The organism is Aurantibacillus circumpalustris (assembly GCF_029625215.1).
GTDB classification, from domain to species: domain Bacteria; phylum Bacteroidota; class Bacteroidia; order B-17B0; family Aurantibacillaceae; genus Aurantibacillus; species Aurantibacillus circumpalustris.
Window position 1 is genome coordinate 4,021,515 of the sequence record NZ_CP121197.1, and the last position, 17,551, is coordinate 4,039,065.

6 protein-coding genes are annotated in these 17,551 nt (G+C 37.4%); 2 read left to right on the forward strand and 4 right to left on the reverse strand.

Annotation, left to right across the window (positions count from 1 at the left end):
- Positions 1–119: 119 nt before the first annotated feature.
- The 3 genes from P2086_RS16755 to glmM all read right to left on the reverse strand — a co-directional run bounded on the left by P2086_RS16755 (position 120) and on the right by glmM (position 13,008).
- On the reverse strand, positions 120–5,279 hold the full coding sequence (locus P2086_RS16755; protein WP_317897908.1) for a choice-of-anchor tandem repeat GloVer-containing protein: 5,160 nt from the start codon (positions 5,277–5,279) through the stop codon (positions 120–122).
- A gap of 214 nt (positions 5,280–5,493) precedes the next feature.
- Positions 5,494–11,424 carry a LamG-like jellyroll fold domain-containing protein gene (locus P2086_RS16760; RefSeq protein WP_317897909.1) on the reverse strand — a complete coding sequence of 1,977 codons (5,931 nt, stop codon included), beginning with the start codon at positions 11,422–11,424 and terminating at the stop codon, positions 5,494–5,496.
- Between the two features lie 192 nt (positions 11,425–11,616).
- Entirely contained in the window at positions 11,617–13,008 is a 1,392-nt protein-coding gene (glmM, locus tag P2086_RS16765; protein ID WP_317897910.1) for a phosphoglucosamine mutase, read from the reverse strand.
- A gap of 151 nt (positions 13,009–13,159) precedes the next feature.
- Between glmM and P2086_RS16770 the strand changes: the two genes are divergently transcribed.
- Together P2086_RS16770 and asnB are read left to right on the forward strand one after the other, a co-directional pair.
- Positions 13,160–13,609, forward strand: a complete 450-nt coding sequence (locus tag P2086_RS16770) for an NINE protein (protein ID WP_317897911.1) — start codon at positions 13,160–13,162, stop codon at positions 13,607–13,609.
- A gap of 12 nt (positions 13,610–13,621) precedes the next feature.
- Complete coding sequence (asnB, locus tag P2086_RS16775; protein WP_317897912.1) at positions 13,622–15,532, forward strand: asparagine synthase (glutamine-hydrolyzing); 1,911 nt, start codon at positions 13,622–13,624, stop codon at positions 15,530–15,532.
- A gap of 6 nt (positions 15,533–15,538) precedes the next feature.
- Here asnB and P2086_RS16780 read toward each other — a convergent pair whose 3' ends face one another.
- Positions 15,539–17,524, reverse strand: a complete 1,986-nt coding sequence (locus tag P2086_RS16780; protein WP_317897913.1) for an OmpA family protein — start codon at positions 17,522–17,524, stop codon at positions 15,539–15,541.
- Positions 17,525–17,551: the final 27 nt, after the last annotated feature.

Genomic DNA, 17,551 nt, shown 5'->3' on the forward strand with positions numbered 1-17,551 from the left:
CTTGCTATTTTACGCTGCAAATTTAACGAAATCCTTTAATATATTGGAATTGTCGTTTTAACAAAAAAAGCAGGAAACTCTTCCTGCTTTTTAAATTTAAGACACTTTGAAATGGAAAACTATTGTTTTACCACCTTCACAATTTTTGTTGAATTTCCATTCTTAAGTTGAACAAAGTATATTCCTTTTGGTTGCTCATTCAAATTAATTGAATTTTTACCTTGGCTTAATTGTTGAGTTAAAACATTCTGACCTAAAGCATTAATAATGGTTATAGTCAGTCCGGCAGAAGTTTCAATCACAAACTCTCCAATATTTGGATTAGGATAAACGGCATATTGCCATGAACCAGTAACGAGTTTATTTAAATCAGTACACTCACTAACCAATATATTTACAGTGCCCGTTTCTGAACAGCCATTTGCATCAACGCCTGTAACCGTATAACTTGAAGAAACAATTGGTGTTACTATTACTGAAGCGTTAGTTGAACTTGTGTTCCAAGAATACGAAACAGCCCCGCTTGCGGTTAATTCAACATTTTCACCTAAACAAACAATTGATCTACTTGCCACGGCTGTAACTGTTGGCAATGGATTTACAGTAATTAAAACACTAGCTGTATTACTGCAAGTTCCGCTTGAACCGAGCACCGAGTAGGTTACATTACTTGTAGGTGAAACTGTAACAGCATTTGTTGCATCGCCAGTACTCCAATTATAGTTACTTGCCCCATTAGCGGTTAAGTTTAAAGTTCCTCCAAGACAAACGCTTGTATTACCACTTATTGTAACCGTTAGAATATTTACAACACTAACTGTTGCCACTCCAGCCAATGCAGATACACATCCTGCAGCACTGGTTCCAGTGACTGAGTAATTTGTTGTTACAGATGGGCAAATAACACTACTGCCTACAGACAAATAAGTATATGTGAAGGCACCACTTGGTGTTAAGGTGAAACAATTACCAGGACAAATTGCGCCGCTGATGACGTTAATTGTAGGAAGCACATTAACCGTTAAAGGATAAACTGTTTGATTAGAGCAGCCATTCAAATCCGTTCCTGTTACAGAATAAGTTGTATTTATAACAGGAGAAACAACTATTAAAGAATTTGTAGACGTTCCCCAGTTATAAGTATTAGCACCGAAGGCGGTTAATGTAGCTGATTCGCCAATACAAATTCCATTTGAAGCACTACCCACACTAATAATAGGCAATGGATTTACAGTTATAGTCATAATAACTGGAATAGTTGAAATACATCCTACGGAACTTGTTCCATACAAACTGTAGTTAGTTGTGCTACTTGGATTTAATGTAACCGATCCCAGCGCTGTAACGCTTGGAGCTGTCGAAAAATATGTATAGGATGCTGCACCGCTAACATTAGTGGTAAAAACATCTCCAATACAAATTGCACCACTCGTGGCTGATACAACAGGTAACGCAATGATAGTGACACTCAAATTAATTGGGCTTGAAGACACACAACCCAGCGCATTTTGACCGATTATTGAATAAACAGTATTACCTGTGGGACTAACAATCGCTCCTGTAGAACTGATCACCGTCCCCGGCTGAATAGTATAGTTTGTTCCTCCAGATGGGCTTATAGTATATGCTTTTCCTGCACAAACGGTGCCGCTATTAACTGATAAGGTTGGCAAAGCATTCACGGTCACATTTCCTGTAGCTGGAAACTGAGAAACACAACCAGCTGAACTCGTTCCTGAGAAAGTATAACTAGTGCTTGATGGAGGAGATGCGGTAAATGTAGTGCCTATTAACGGACCAGTCATGGTGTAGCTAACTGCTCCACTTGGGTTAAATGTGTGAATTCCTCCAAAACAAATTGATCCGCTATTAACAGCAACAACCGGCAATGAATAAACAGTAACTGCCGAAACCACCGTATTTGAGGAAATACAACCTAATGAACTAGTTCCGGAAACATTATAGTTTGTAGTCGAGCCAGGGGTAACAGTAAATGGTCCGGCACCATTTAAAACGCCTACAGTATAGGTTCCGGACGTACCTGCTCCAGAAGGAATAATAACAGCACTCTTATTCAAACACATTGTAGGGCTATTCACGGAAATTAATGGTAAAGTATATACGGTTACAGAAGCTATAGGTGTATTTGAGGAAATGCAACCAAAAGAACTTTCACCAACTACCGAATAACTTGTCGTAATTGCAGGGCTCACCACAAATGGACCAGCTCCAATTAACGCACCAATGGTGTAATTAGACGCTCCACTAGGAGAAAGTGTTGCGGAACCGCCAGCACACATTGTTCTACTGCTCATTGAAATAGACGGCAATGGGTTTACTGTTATGTTTGAAGTAGCTGTATTTGCAGAGACGCAGTTATTTCCGTCAGTTCCTGTAATTGTATAAAAAGTATTTGTTGTTGGTGACACAACAAATGAACCACCTGAAATCGTTGATGTGATAACACCAATTGGAGTAATCGTAAATGGGGTACCTGAACAAACAGTACCATTATTTACTCCTATTATAGGAAGTGCGTTCACGGTAACAGAAGCAGCTGGTGTGTTTGATGAGGCGCAACCAAGAGAACTATAACCCACAACCGTGTAGGTAGTATTAGAGGAAGGTGATACCTGAAAAGAATTTCCTTGCACAGAATAAGTTGAAGCTCCAGTAGGAACAATTGTAAAAAAGGAGCCTGCACATATGGGGCCACTATTCACGTTAATAGATGGTATAGCATTAATAGTGATCGTATTAATACTCAATGTACCAGTACCACATTCGTTGACAGAAGAAACTCCATATGTGTATGAACCTACTGCAACTCCAGATAAATTAGTTACAATATTTGCTATTGTGCTACCAGATGTTATTGAAGCACCCGAGGGTAAAGTCCATGCATAAGCGGTGGCGTTAGCAACAGCGCTTATACTAAAACTCTTGGCACTTGCATCCGAAAAACAGATTGAATTCGTGCTTGATGTTATGGCTCCAGGAGTAAGTGGTTTAGTACACACTTCTAATAATTGGGTATAAGCGGGGTAGTTTCCAGTAGCGAGAGAAAAATCAATTTTTTTTGTATAAACTGTCGTTGACATGTCGTATTCAAAAAGCACTCCTGAAGAATTTGTACCGCCTGTATTTGTAACTCCATATAACTTATTATTGGCTGCCCTAATTAAAGAACCGAGTGGCATCGAACCGTTCGAACCAGTCATGTCGTATTTTTTTGCGTAGGTATTTGATAAAACACTGTATTCAAAAATAACACCTAGATCATTTGCTCCACCTGCTTTTGTCATCCCATATAATACTCCAACTGTTGCGGTTGTAACAAGAGACCCAAAAGGATTAGCACCTATTGCTGCGCCGGTAGTTCCGCTAAAATCAATTTTTTTTGTGTAAGTATTTAATAAAGGGTCGTACTCAAAAATAACGCCTAAATTATTAAGCCCACCCGCCGAAGTCATTCCATATAATTTACCTGAAGATTCAACCAGAGAACCATAGGCACTGTAACCGCTCGCGGCCAACATATCTATTTTTTTTGTGTAAGTATTCGTAAGAGGATCAAATTCAAAAATAGCTCCTTGGCTATTTGCTCCACCATACTTAGCGATGCCATACAATTTACCGTTTGAAGAAAACTGGATCAGTGAACCATTCGGTTCGGCCCCGTTAGTTGCGCTAAAATCAACTCGTTTAGTTAAAATATTTGTTAAAACATCATAATCAAACAAGCTACCAGAGGAGGAAGAACCGCCGAGGGAGGTTACACCATAAAGTTTGCCATTGGTAGCTTCTAATAAGGAACCTGTTGGAGTATTTCCTGTAGTAGAAGTTAAGTCAACTTTTTTACTATACGTTTGTCCGGTCTTATTATATTCAAACAAAGCGCCAAGGTTGTTGGCGCCGCCGCCTGTTGTCATACCATAGAATTTACCGTTGCTTGCTTGAATTAAGTGCCCGCTTGGGTTTATGCCTTCAGATACATTAAAATCAATCTTTTTTGTGTAGGTATTACTACTTATGTTGTATTGAAAAATAACACCAACACCAAGAGTACCTCCACTAGAAGTTACACCATAAACTTTCCCAGTAGATACTTGTAGCAAGGAGCCATAAGGTTGGCCTCCAACTAGAGTCGTATTCGCTAAGTCAATTTTCTTTGTGTAGGTTGGCCCTGAGAGATCTAACTCAAAAATAACACCAGCTCCATTTGCACCTCCTAGCCTCGTCATTGCATATAACTTCCCATTAGCGGCAGCAACAAGATCTCCCGCTGGATTAGCACCACCCGTACCTGACAAATCAATAATTTTAGTGTAAGTATTAAAAGTATAATCGTATTTAAAAATAACACCACCCGCAGGAGATCCTGCGCCACCTACAAAAGTTAAACCATAAAGATTAGACCCAACAAGGATTAATGATCCCTGAGGATTTGACCCTGATGCGGTTGCTAAATCTATCTTTTTTGTATAAACATCATTTACATAGTCATATTCAAAAATAACACCTGCTCCATTAACACCACCAATAAAAGTCATACCGTAAAATAGATTTCCGTTCGCTTTCGTTAACTGACCAAACGGGCCGCTACCTGCAAAAGAGCCAGCATTTCCAGTAAAATCAACTTTTTTAGTATAAATGTTATTTACATAATCGTATTCAAAAATAACACCAATATTACCAGCTCCACCAAACTTAGTCATACCGTATAGTTTACCACTGCCTGGTGCAGATTCGATTAGCGCCCCATAAGGTTGACCTCCAATTGCACTGCCAGTAGTTCCTGTAAAATCAACTTTTTTTGTAAAAACATTCGTACTAATGTCATACTCAAAAATAACCCCCAAATTATTAGCTCCTCCAAGTCTAGTCATACCATAAAGTTTACCATTGGAAGCTCTCACTAAAGAGCCATTTGGAGCTGTACCATTGTTAGAGCTAAAATCAAACTTTTTTGCATAATTATTTGTAAGGGTATCGTACTCATAGATTACGCCGGCGTTATTAAGTCCTCCAGCACTTGTCATACCGTACAGTTTCCCACCAGGTACTTCAATTAGTTTTGAGTATTGGGGACTCGCTCCCACACTGCCACTAAAGCTATATTGAGCACTTAAGCCAGTGCTTCCGGTAGGTAATGTGTAAATAGATCCATAGCCATTAACTCCGTTTGCATTCAGGCCCCATATTTCTGACTGAGCAGTGCATTCAATACTAGAGCTAAAAATTAATGCTAATGTAAGTGCTTGGTATAGTTTTTTCATAGTTCTTGGATATATAGTAATAAAATTAAACCTTTTTTTTGGATTACACAACATGCATAATACTGGTTTATATACGCAGTAGCCGATAAAAAGTTTCACAAAATTTTTACGATTTATGAGCAAAATCAATCGTTTGATTTGAATCTAAATAATTCATTACCATGCTGTTTAAAAATTGGGTACAAATTAAATTATCACAAAACAAACTCTCATTTTATTCTTTAATTACTTTTATAGTTTTACTGATAATTCCGTCACTGAGGGAAACAAAATAAATTCCTTTTGACTCGTCCAAAATAATTTTATTTATTCCCTCAACTAAGATTTTTTCATTCATGATTTGTCCTAAAGCATTCATCATAATCATTTTATAGGTCTTTGTCACTTCAATTATAAATTCTCCGTTATTTGGGTTTGGATACAGTTTAATTAACAAATTATTTACATTTTTAGAATCAATCCCGAGACACTCTGAAACACTTTGAGTAAATACTGCTTTACCTGAGCATCCATTTCCATCTATGCCCACAACAGTATAATTAGTTGTAATAACAGGATTAATTATAATCACCCCATCTGTTTCACCAGAACTCCAAACATAATTTACCGCACCGGTTGTTGTTAAAGTTGAACTTTCACCTACACAAGCAAGAGATGAGGAGGAGCCAACCAAAATACTGGGAAGTTGATTAACATTGACCGAAACTAAAGCCGTATCCATACATGTTCCAATCGCTCCAACTACACTGTAAGTCGAACTTACGCTTGGTGTTGGTGCAACTGTATTTGAGTTTGCTCCAGTGCTCCAAGTATAACTATTTGCCCCAGTTACTGAAAGCAAAGCGGGTTGTCCTGAACAAACCAAACTAACACCACTAGCAGTAATTGAAATAGCATTGATAACCGTAATTGTAGTAACCGCTGGTATTTGTGAAACACAGCCATTAACGTCTGTACCAATAACTGAGTAACTACTGGTAATGCTTGGAACTACTACATTAGATCCGCTGGAATATGAATACGTAACCGCACCTGTAGGAATAATGGTAAATTCACTCAAAGGACAAACCGTTCCGGAATTTAAACTAAGAATGGGTAACTGATTAACCACCACATTAACAGTTGCTGTGTTTTTACATAGATTTATATTACTACCAATAACAGTATACACGACAGTAGCAGTGGGTGAAAGGATTTGCGTTGCACTAGTAGGAACCCCATTCCAAGTATAACTATTAGCGCCTGTGGCATAAAGTGTTGTGCTAGATCCTTTACAAATAACAGTATTACCTAGCACAGAAACAGTAGGTTTTGGATTGACAATTACATTTGAGATAGCCATATTACTAGAAGTACAGCCCAGTGAATTTGTTCCAATAACGGTATAACTAGAATTTATTGTTGGAGAAACTGTAGGTGAAACGCTCGAAAACGAATAACTAGAGGCACCAGATGGAGTCATTGTAAAAATATCACCTGCACAGATAACACCGTTATTTACCGTAATATACGGTGAAGTTAAAACCGTAACGTTTGCAACAGCGGGAGTTGCAGAAATACAGCCAAGTGCACTTGTTCCTGTTACTGAATATGAAATATTACTCGATGGCGAAACTGTAGATGATCCACTAGAATAAGAGTAAGTTGAAGCTCCATTTGGTGTTAAAGTAAATATACTACCTGAGCAAACGGTACCACTATTAACGGCTACAGTTGGAAGTGGTGAAACGCTTAACTGCATTATTGCAGGACTAGCGGAAATACAACCCTGAGAATTTGTTCCACTTATTGAATACGTTGTATTTACAAGCGGTGAAACCCAAGGGGAGACAGGTCCGAGAGAATTAGCGAAGGTATAGGTATTTGCACCAGAGGCTACTAAGCTGTAGTTACTTCCTGCACACACAGTAGCGTTAGATGCTAATATAACCGGAAGAGAGTTAACTGTAACGCTTGCAATTGAAGGAACAATAGAGACGCAACCTAATACATTCGTTCCTGTAATAGAATAACTTGTGTTAGCAGTTGGTAATACTGTTGAGGATCCGTTAGAGAACGTGTACGTATTCGCACCTGTTGGTGTCATTGTAAAAACAGTACCAGCACAGATACCACCGCTATTAACTACTATTGCTGGTGCAGGATTTATAATTACGTTAGCAATGGCTGGTATTATAGAAACACAACCGAGGGAACTTGTACCAGACACATAGTAACTCGTATTTGCTAAAGGAGAAACTACCGAAGACACTGTAGTTGTGCCATTCGAAAAGGTATAGGTAGAAGCTCCCGAAGGCGAGAGGGTAAAAGTACCCCCTTGACAAACATTTCCCCCATTAACATTGACAACTGGAGGGGTTCCAATATTGATAATTTTGGATGTTGAAGAAGAACAACCTGTTACTGTATTCATACCAATTACTGAATAGGTTGTAGCAACCGTTGGTGATACGGAAATTAGTGCGTTTGTTGAACCTGTATTCCAAGAATATGAATTTGCACCACTTACCGTTTGTGCAACCGAGGAGCCTGAACACACTGCCACTGGCCCACTAATACTTAATACTGGTAACGGGTTTACCGTTATATTGGAAATTCCTGCACTACTTGATATACAACCAAAAGCACTTGTACCAATAATTGAGAAAGACGCGCTCGCAGTTGGTGTAACAACCGTGGATCCACTTAAAAAGGTATATGAAACAGCACCACTCGGACTAATTGTAAAAGATCCACCTTCACAAATACCGCCGCTATTTACTGATATTAAAGGGCTTGGATTAACTGTAATGCTTTTTGTTGTTGTTGAATTACATAAATAATTATCCGTTACCGTAACTGTATATACATTAGTTACGGAAGGAGTAAGAACAACAGATGGTGTTATTGCCCCCCCTGGCAGCCACGAATATGAAACGTAGTTACTCGAACAATTACTGACTCCATTTAACCAAGCCGTTGAAGTGCTCATGTTCGTTAATGTACCTGTATTTCCCAATCCAGTTTGATCTGATAGTGTGGAATAACCGGTACCATCTTCAAAAGAATAGTAAGCTTGCAGTCCGGATTCATTTCCTAATAAACAGCTATTACGATTTGTAGAAATTTGTGAAGCTGTTCGTGCAACGTTCCAAATTCTAACATCGTCAATTAAACCTGTAAAATAATTTGGTGCTTCTGTAGGATAATAATTTGGTCTTCCAATTTTAAAGGTTCCAACATTGTTATTATTATTAGCCCAATAGCTGACCGAGTATGTATTATCTGCACCGTCAACATAAATCTTTCCAATCCCGGAAGTACCTCCAGTATAATCCCAAACTACGGCCACATGGTGCCACAAACCATCATTAACAGGTGTGGTTCCCAGAATATAGTCATTACCATAGCCAACAAACGAGGGTATTCCAGATGCATCAAGGTACATACACTTCTCCCCTGTTTCCCATGAATTATTGGCATTTGCAAAAACAACGATACCTTGTGAGATTCCGGTTGTTTTTATCCAAGCTTCAATGCTAAAATCGGCCTTACCTAACTCGGTGGAAATTGCACTTGTATTAACGTAATCATCAATCCCATCAAAATTCAATGCATAAGAAGTTCCATTAGTTGTCAGAGCAAGAGATGTTGTTTGTCCCGCACAAAAACTATTTGAAGATGCAGAGACGGAAATAAAAGGAAGTGAACTAACTTTTATTTGTCTGGAAACTGTATGCGAACATCCTGTAAGTGTATTCATTGCAATAGCTGAATACCTTGTAGTAACCGTTGGTGTTGAGCTTATAGAACTTGTTGTAGAGCCGGTGTTCCATGAAAAAGTATGTGAAGTTCCTGTTATTGTAGCTGATTGAGTAACGGAAGCCCCCATACAAACAAGTGTGTTACCTGTTAAAGAAAGTGTTGGTGAAGGTGTAACAATTACTTGCTGCACTGCTGAGTTTGGGCAACCATAAACATTGTAACCGGTAACCGTATAACTTTGCGTGGTGTTAGGATATGCTGGCACGTTATCAACAACACTACCTGTCCAGCTATAAGTAGCAGCTCCGTAGCCTTTTAAATTTATTGGTGAGTTCTGGCAAATATTAATAGGTGCTGAAGGCTTAATTTGATATCTGATTACCAAATATGCATTACTGATAAACCCCTGCCAACCACTCCAACCAACAAAATACATTTTAAATGTGTTTGTTCCTCCGTATACATAAGTTGGAAAAGGTGCCGTTGTACTTACAGTATGAGAAGCAATGCTATGATACAAAATCGGAACACCTATTGTTTGATCGGCAACTTGTAGGTTGGCTCCAGCTCCACTCCCACCCCAGCCTTGATCTACCAAATCACAGGTCAGATCCATCCCAACAATAATCCCTCCTGTTGGCACAGGATCAGCAAAATTGTGAACCCAGGCATACCAGTCACTATTTGGAGTTGCGCCATTAGGAATGGCAATCCCAACCGTATAAACAGCTCCGGTTGTTACCACAGGATAAATACTATTAGACGTCACTACTATTGGCGTTCTTGCCAAACTCGCACCACAAGTATTTGTTGCTGAGGCATAATAGGTGTAACTGTTAGTAACCGCAGTGCCGCTAGATAGGGCACCTGTCACATAAGTTGTCCCAGTTCCTAATACGGTTGTACTGGTAGATGTAGAATACCAGGAAATTGGATTGGTATTACTAATTGCGCTTAAAGTGGCTGAGCTACCCGTGCAGGCATTTTGACCAGAAAAAACAGAGGTATTTATTGGCGCTCCGGCCACACAAGGATTCATTTTCCATAATTCATTCAAATAGCTAAAATTTGCATTTATATCGTAGCCAACACCACCAAAGAGCCAGAAGTTTCCTGAATTGTCTTTCCAACTCATACGTGAATATCCTGACCCAGGATCATTAGAAGTAGCTGTAACGCTTGCTGTGCCGTAGTTACCAGCTATTTCATATAATGAGCCTCTTACATAGGCCCATTCATTTGTGGTGCAATTATATTTCCATGTATCATTTAGTTGCTGCGGGCCACCAAAAGACATGCCTGAACCGCCATGCACATACATATTATCATTTGCATCTGACCAAAGAGAAGAAAGGTGCCTTCCTCCAGGGGAGGCAGTTAAAGAAGGTACACTTTGAGTTCCAGCTAAAGTTGTTGCATCTTGAGTGTTTGAGCCATTCATCCAAGTCCATTGGCTGGTAGAAACATTGAATTTCCATACATCGTTTAAATAACCGATTGAAGAAGATGCGTACCCATAACCTGAATACAACCATAAATTACCACTATTATCTTTCCACGATTTCGCTCCATATCTTGTTCCAGGCGTGTTTGAGCTATTAGCAATTCCTTTGGTTCCATAGGTTCCAATTTGCGCTGTATTATTTGAACCCTTAACCCATGTCCATGTATTTCCAACAGGATCATATTTCCATAAATCATTTAAACCATCTGGCCCGCTGGAGCTTCCGAGACCATACCCACTAAAAAGCCATAAATTACCACTATTATCTTTCCAACCAGTACTTATTCTCCTTGCTCCTGGCGTGTTTGTTACAGAAGCTACTGCGATGGTACCATAAGATCCATATTGATTGATTGTACTGCTTCCACTTACCCATGTCCATTGATTTGAAGCAATATTATATTTCCACAAATCATTTAAATTGTCAACTGACCCAAGCGCGTCATTTCCATAACCTCCAAACAACCATAAATTTCCACTATTATCAGTCCAAGTTACAGAATGGTACCTACTTCCGGGCATATTAAGTGCCGAAGAAACACCTTTAACGCCATAAATACCATTTTGATTGATTGCATTTAAACCATGCATCCATGTCCAGTTATGTGTTGTAGGATCAAATTTCCAGAGATCATTTAACCTACCATTTGCAGCAGATGACATGCCATTTCCTCCAAGGAGCCATAAATTACCGCTATTGTCGGTCCAAGTTGCACCTGACTCTCTGGCACCCGGTATATTGGAAACTGCCGGAGTACCCAGGATCCCATAAACTCCAAAGGCACCGTATGTGTTGGAACCTTTAATCCATGTCCACTCTTGAGCTGAACTACTTAAAGAACAGATGAGCATCACAGATAGAATTATTGCCTTGTTAATATGTCTGTTTTTATTCATTTTAAAAAATTGTATAAGATAGTAGTACAAGAACTGAGTACACAAAAATATACGTAAATATAGAAAAAATAGCTTTAAAATATACACCCATTATTAGCTGTATTAAAGTGATGCTAATTGATTTAGCAAGATGACTCTTTAACAATTAATGTGCAGTAATGAAGTAAAGGAAACGCTGTAAGCACTAGGTTATTAACCTCTTATTATCTCTTTTATATCCGCAATGATTTTTTTCGCAAGACTGTCTGCCGTTGATTCGGTTTGACTTTCGCTATAAATTCTAATAATAGGTTCGGTATTACTTTTTCTTAAATGAACCCATTCTTTGTTGAATTCTATTTTCACACCATCGATGGTATTTACAGGTTGGTTTTTATATTTTTCTTTGATAGCGATTAATACCTTATCCACATCAATTTGCGGAGTTAATTCAATTTTATTTTTTGAAATAAAATAATTTGGATAAGTACTGCGAAGCATGGAGACCGATTTTCCGAATTTAGCAAGATGAGTAAGAAAAATAGCAATTCCAACAAGCGCATCTCGACCATAGTGTAACTCAGGCAAAATAATTCCGCCATTACCTTCACCACCAATTACGGCATTGGTTTCCTTCATTTTTGTAACCACGTTTACCTCACCAACAGCCGATGCTGCATAACTTCCATTGCTAGCTTCCGTCACATCTCTTAACGCACGGGTGCTAGAAAGATTGCTAACTGTATTTCCTTTTTTTAGCTTTAAAACATAATCAGCCACAGCCACCAAAGTATATTCTTCTCCAAACATTTCACCGTCTTCACAAACAAAAGCTAAACGATCAACATCAGGATCAACACTAATTCCGAGATGCGCTTTTTGTTTTTTAACCGTGTTACTAAGATCGGTTAAATGTTCTGGTAACGGTTCTGGGTTATGTGCAAAATCCCCAGTAGGTTCACCATGTATTATATGAACCTTCTTAACTCCAAGTTTGGCCAATAAAGCCGGTACTGCAATACTTCCACTAGAATTAATTGCATCTAAAACAATTGAAAAATTTGCGTTTTCAATAGCCTTTATATCAACGTAAGGAAGATTGAGTATTTTTTGAATATGCGTTTCCAGAAAATCAGTATTCACGGAACACTTACCTAATTCAGTAACCTCTGCATAATTAAACGCAGATGTTTCAGCCAGTTTTAAAATCTCTTGTCCGACTTCTTCACTTATAAATTCACCTTTTTCATTTAAAAGTTTAAGTGCATTCCATTGTTTTGGATTATGGCTTGCTGTTAAAATAATACCACCTTGAGCTTTAAGTTCGGTTACTGCCATTTCAACCGTTGGTGTGGTACTCAATTCAAGATCAATAACATTGATTCCCAATCCAATAAGCGTTCCACTAACAATACTGGTTACCATTTGCCCGCTAATACGTGCATCGCGACCAATAATTACAGTTGGATTTTTTGATCCACTGTTTTTTAAAATCAAGGTTCCGTATGCAGAAGCATACTTCACAATATCTAACGGTGTTAAACCATTATCGGGTTTACCACCAATAGTTCCTCTAATTCCTGATATACTTTTAATTAAAGTCAAAATATAATTTTTAAGGGTTCAAATATAGAAAAACAAAAGTAAAAATCTCTTCCTATTTTATAACAAAATCTTCTTTGAAATCTTCTTGATATTAAGAATTTGATACCTTTGAAAAACGAATCAAACAAAATAATTAAGATAAAGGCCTGAAATGCGCGTTAAATCAATTTTATTACTTTTCTGTTTAATTTTTTCTCAAGAATTATTTTGCATAAATAAAATTAACTCAAGTTCCTTTATCGTTTTAGAAAACAAGTTATCACTTTCAAAAGATTTGAATTTTGACGCGTTGGATTCCTATTTTACTGAAATAATGGATTTAAATAAGAATCGTCCGACTCCTGTTCTCCGATTTTTTCACTTTAAACATAATAAAAACAAAAAATTAACAGCAGCAGCTCTAGCCTTTCCACTTCCTTTTGGCATTGTTGGCCTTCATCGTATTTATCTTGGAACTGCTCCTTATGTGCCGGTTGTTTACATTGCTAGTTTTGGAGGTGTTCTGGGTTTACTTCCCTTGATTGATTTTTGTTTTATTCTTTTGGAAAAGGATACGGAAAAATTCGTTGACAATAAAAAAGTTTTTATGTGGGTAAACTAAACCCATCCTCTTATGTGTGGAATTGCAGGAATAATTTTAAAACAAATTGAAGATACGCACCTTCCTGAAAAGATTGTTTCCATGAGTAAAATAATTCTTCACCGTGGTCCAGATGGCGAAGGCTTTATTCTTGCAACAGAAAATAATGTTACCCCTTACTCCAATACCGTTCAAACATTTTCACGTACGGATTTAAATTATGTTCCAAAAAAAGAAATTCCAAAAGAGTCGCCCGATACTTTTCTAGCTTTTGCACATCGGAGACTTTCAATAATAGACCTCAGCGATAGCGGACACCAGCCCATGTGTAACAGTAATTCTAAAAACTGGATTACTTATAACGGCGAAATATACAACTACCTTGAATTAAGAGAAGAATTAAAACAACTTGGACATTCCTTTATTTCTGAAAGCGACACTGAAGTTGTGTTAGCTGCATACCAAGAATGGGGATTTGATTGCGTGAAACGTTTCAATGGCATGTGGGCTTTTTGTATTTATGATACTGAGAAAAAAATATGTTTTGCATCCCGCGATCGTTTAGGAGTTAAACCTTTTTATTATGTAAACAATAAACAGGTCTTCTCTTTTGCAAGTGAGCAAAAAGCGTTTATTAAATCTGGGTTAGTTCCTTTTAAAATTAATAGAAAGGCTCTACATGAATATCTCGTCAATGATCTTTTGGAAAGTGAACCCGCTAATTTTTTTGAAGGTGTTTTTGAATTATCACCGGGAACTAATCTAGTTTATGACCTTAACACTAGATCACTAAAAACCTATAGTTACTATCACCTAAAGGATCATGTTAATCTAAAAAATGATTCTCTGAATGAAAACGAGCTCATTGAAAAAATAAAAACAACTTTTGAAAACTCTGTCAAGCTTCGTTTACGGAGTGATGTAGAAGTAGGAACCTGTTTAAGCGGAGGTATTGATAGCAGTGCGCTTGCAGTAACGATGGCTGAAATCACTAAACAACCTATACACTGTTTTACTTCTGTTTTTCGTTCTGAAACTTTTAACGAAGAACACTTCGCTGACCTGGTTGCAAAACGAATTCATGCTAAACATCATAAAATTGAACCGACTTTAGAAAGTTTCGAAAAAGAAGTAGACGCTCTAATTTATTCGCAAGATGTGCCAATATGGAGTACAAGTACTTATGCGCAGTATAAGGTAATGGAACTTGCGAAACAAAATAAAATAAAAGTTGTACTCGATGGTCAGGGTGCCGATGAGCTTTTTGGCGGGTACCATCACCATTTTACGGCTAAATGGAATAACCTTTTTCATCGCAACAATTATTTCAAAGCTGTACGTGACATTCAATCTTCTAATAAAACAATTCCTGGATCTTTTGTCTTTTACGCCAAAGAACGTTTAAAACACAGTTATCATTTTAATAAGAGTCAGCTTCCATTATTTTTTACGCCCGAATTTCTTGCAAGTTCAGAAGTGAAAAATTCTTACGTTTATTTTAACGATGTAAACGAACAACTTATGAGCGATATTTATCAAACGCGCTTAAAATCGTTTTTAAAATGTGAAGATCGCTGCGGTATGTGGCACAGTGTGGAAAGTCGCACCCCGTTTAGTGACGACATTGAATTAATCAACCTATTATTTTCTTTTAACGGAAATAAGAAAATTCAAAATGGCGTTTCTAAATATTTATTAAGAGAAGCTGTAAAAAACAAATTGCCAGAAGAAATTTATACGCGTTACGATAAGAAAGGCTTTGAAACTCCCATGGAAAAATGGATGTTTGCCTTGCAGCCTGCAATGTTAAAAGAAATTAAAGCTGCGCAATTTGATTTTGTAAATTATGCTTCACTTAAAAAGTGTGATATCACAAAGCCTTTTCATTATAAAATGCTTTTTAAATTGTATGTTCTGAGTAAGTGGGTGAAAGCTTTTAATTAGAAAATTCTATTTCCCAATAATTTTAAATTCTGTTCTACGATTTTTTGCTTTGTTTTCAGGTGTATCGTTTGGTGCTTTTGGCATAGTATCTCCATAGCCTTTGTAGGAAAGTCTTTCAGCAACAATTTTACCTTCGGAAATTAAATAATTATAAACGGATTTTGCGCGGTTAGAAGATAAAGTGAGGTTGTTTTTTTTGTCACCGCTGTTATCGGTATGTCCACCCAACTCTACTTTCAAATTCGAATTTTTTGTAAGAAAAGAAATTAATTTATCCAGTTCTGCTTTACTTTCCGGTTTTAAATCCCATTTATCTACATCAAAGAAAATATTTTTTAATTCCACAATGCTTCCAACATCAATGGGTTCAAGGGGAATATCCAATTGAAATGGTTTATTAAAATCAGCTTGAATTTCTTTCAAACTAAAGTTATCACTATAAAAGAGGAAACCTTCTTTACTCACATTTACCAAGTAATTTTTGTTTGCTGTAAGAGTCACAAAAAACTCGCCATTTTTTTGAGAGTAAGATTTTGTTGTTTGCAATTGTGTTTCAAGGTTTATTAATTCAAAGCTAGCCTCTAAAGGTTCTTTTGTTTTGGCGTTGTAGACTTTACCTTTTACATAGGTGATTTTTTCGGGACGCACATCCGCAGGTAATTCAAACTGATAAATATCTAACCCTCCATAACCACCTTTTCTTGCACTTGCGAAAAAAGCCAATTTACCTTCTGGATCCACTAACAAACTATTGTCATCTTCATAACTGTTAATAGGATACCCTAAATTTACAGGCGTACCCCACTCTCCATTCGCCTGGCGCTTTGTCATAAAAATATCTAAGCCACCCATTCCAGGATGTCCTTCGCTACTAAAGTACAAGGTTTGATTATCAGGGTGAATAAAAACAGACTCTTCCTTATAAGGTGTATTTACTACAGAGGACAATTTAACTGCCTCCGAAAATCTCCCGTCCTCTCCAATAACACTATAATAAATATCTTGCTCACGAACGCCACCTCTTACAACATGCCCACGAATAAAATATAAAGTTTTCCCATCACTACTGAAACTTGGTTGCGTTTCCCAATGACTTGTGTTAATCGAACTTCCTGCATTTCTAGGACGTGTCCACCGTCCATCTATTTTTTGAGCGTAAAAAATATCACAACTTCCATAACCTTTCCTGTCTGGGGCACTGTATTCTCCAAATTGATTCGCACAGGAAACAAAAAACATTACGTTACCATCTGCTGAAAGAGTTGGGGCACCTTCATTACCAGGGGTATTAATTTCATAAATAGGTCTTGCTTCCTGCCAAACATCATTTCTTTTTACACTCATAAAAAAATCTTCATTCTCATTTTGAGGAAAGTCTGGAACCCTTAATCCACGAGTAAACATGAAACTTTTACCATCCGCGGTAACGGCAGGAAAATACTCGTTCAAATCTGTATTAATTCCTTCGCCAACATTTACAGGAGAAAATTGTTTAGGATTTTTAACCGCCGTAATGCCAAACTCAGCATTTACGAGCATTCTTGCGGCTTTATCCTTCGTGTCAGGATTTATCCTATCTAAACTTAAAAAAACATCCAAACTTTTTTTAGCCTCTTCATATTGACCTGTAGCTAAAAGTGATTGCGCTAAAAAGTAAAAACTATAGGTGTAAAATTTTGGATTAATCTCAATTGCTTTTTTAAAATACTCAATTGCTTTGTCATGATGATTTGTTAGCTGATATAAATTTGCTAATCCCAAAGCGGCTTCAATAAATTTGTTGTCTTCGTCAAGTGCTTTCAAAAAACTTTTCTCTGCTTGAGCATCATTTTTTACTTCAAAAGCTTTTTTACCTTCGTTAAGATGTTTGATTGCCTTTTTGTTCGTGCTTGTAAATTGCCCCGGAGGCAAAGAACCTTGCGAAAAACTTATGTTTCCTATAAAAACAAACAACAAGATTAAAATTACATTCTTATTTTTTTTAAATCTCATTCGTTAAATTTTTAAATTAAATACGTT

What these genes read in the sequence shown, in the direction of transcription:
- P2086_RS16770 (WP_317897911.1), top strand. Translation starts at nt 13,160, where the DNA reads ATGCGCGTTAAATCAATTTTATTACTTTTCTGTTTAATTTTTTCTCAA.
- asnB (WP_317897912.1), top strand. Translation starts at nt 13,622, where the DNA reads ATGTGTGGAATTGCAGGAATAATTTTAAAACAAATTGAAGATACGCAC.
- P2086_RS16760 (WP_317897909.1), bottom strand. Translation starts at nt 11,424, where the DNA reads ATGAATAAAAACAGACATATTAACAAGGCAATAATTCTATCTGTGATG.
- P2086_RS16755 (WP_317897908.1), bottom strand. Translation starts at nt 5,279, where the DNA reads ATGAAAAAACTATACCAAGCACTTACATTAGCATTAATTTTTAGCTCT.
- P2086_RS16780 (WP_317897913.1), bottom strand. Translation starts at nt 17,524, where the DNA reads ATGAGATTTAAAAAAAATAAGAATGTAATTTTAATCTTGTTGTTTGTT.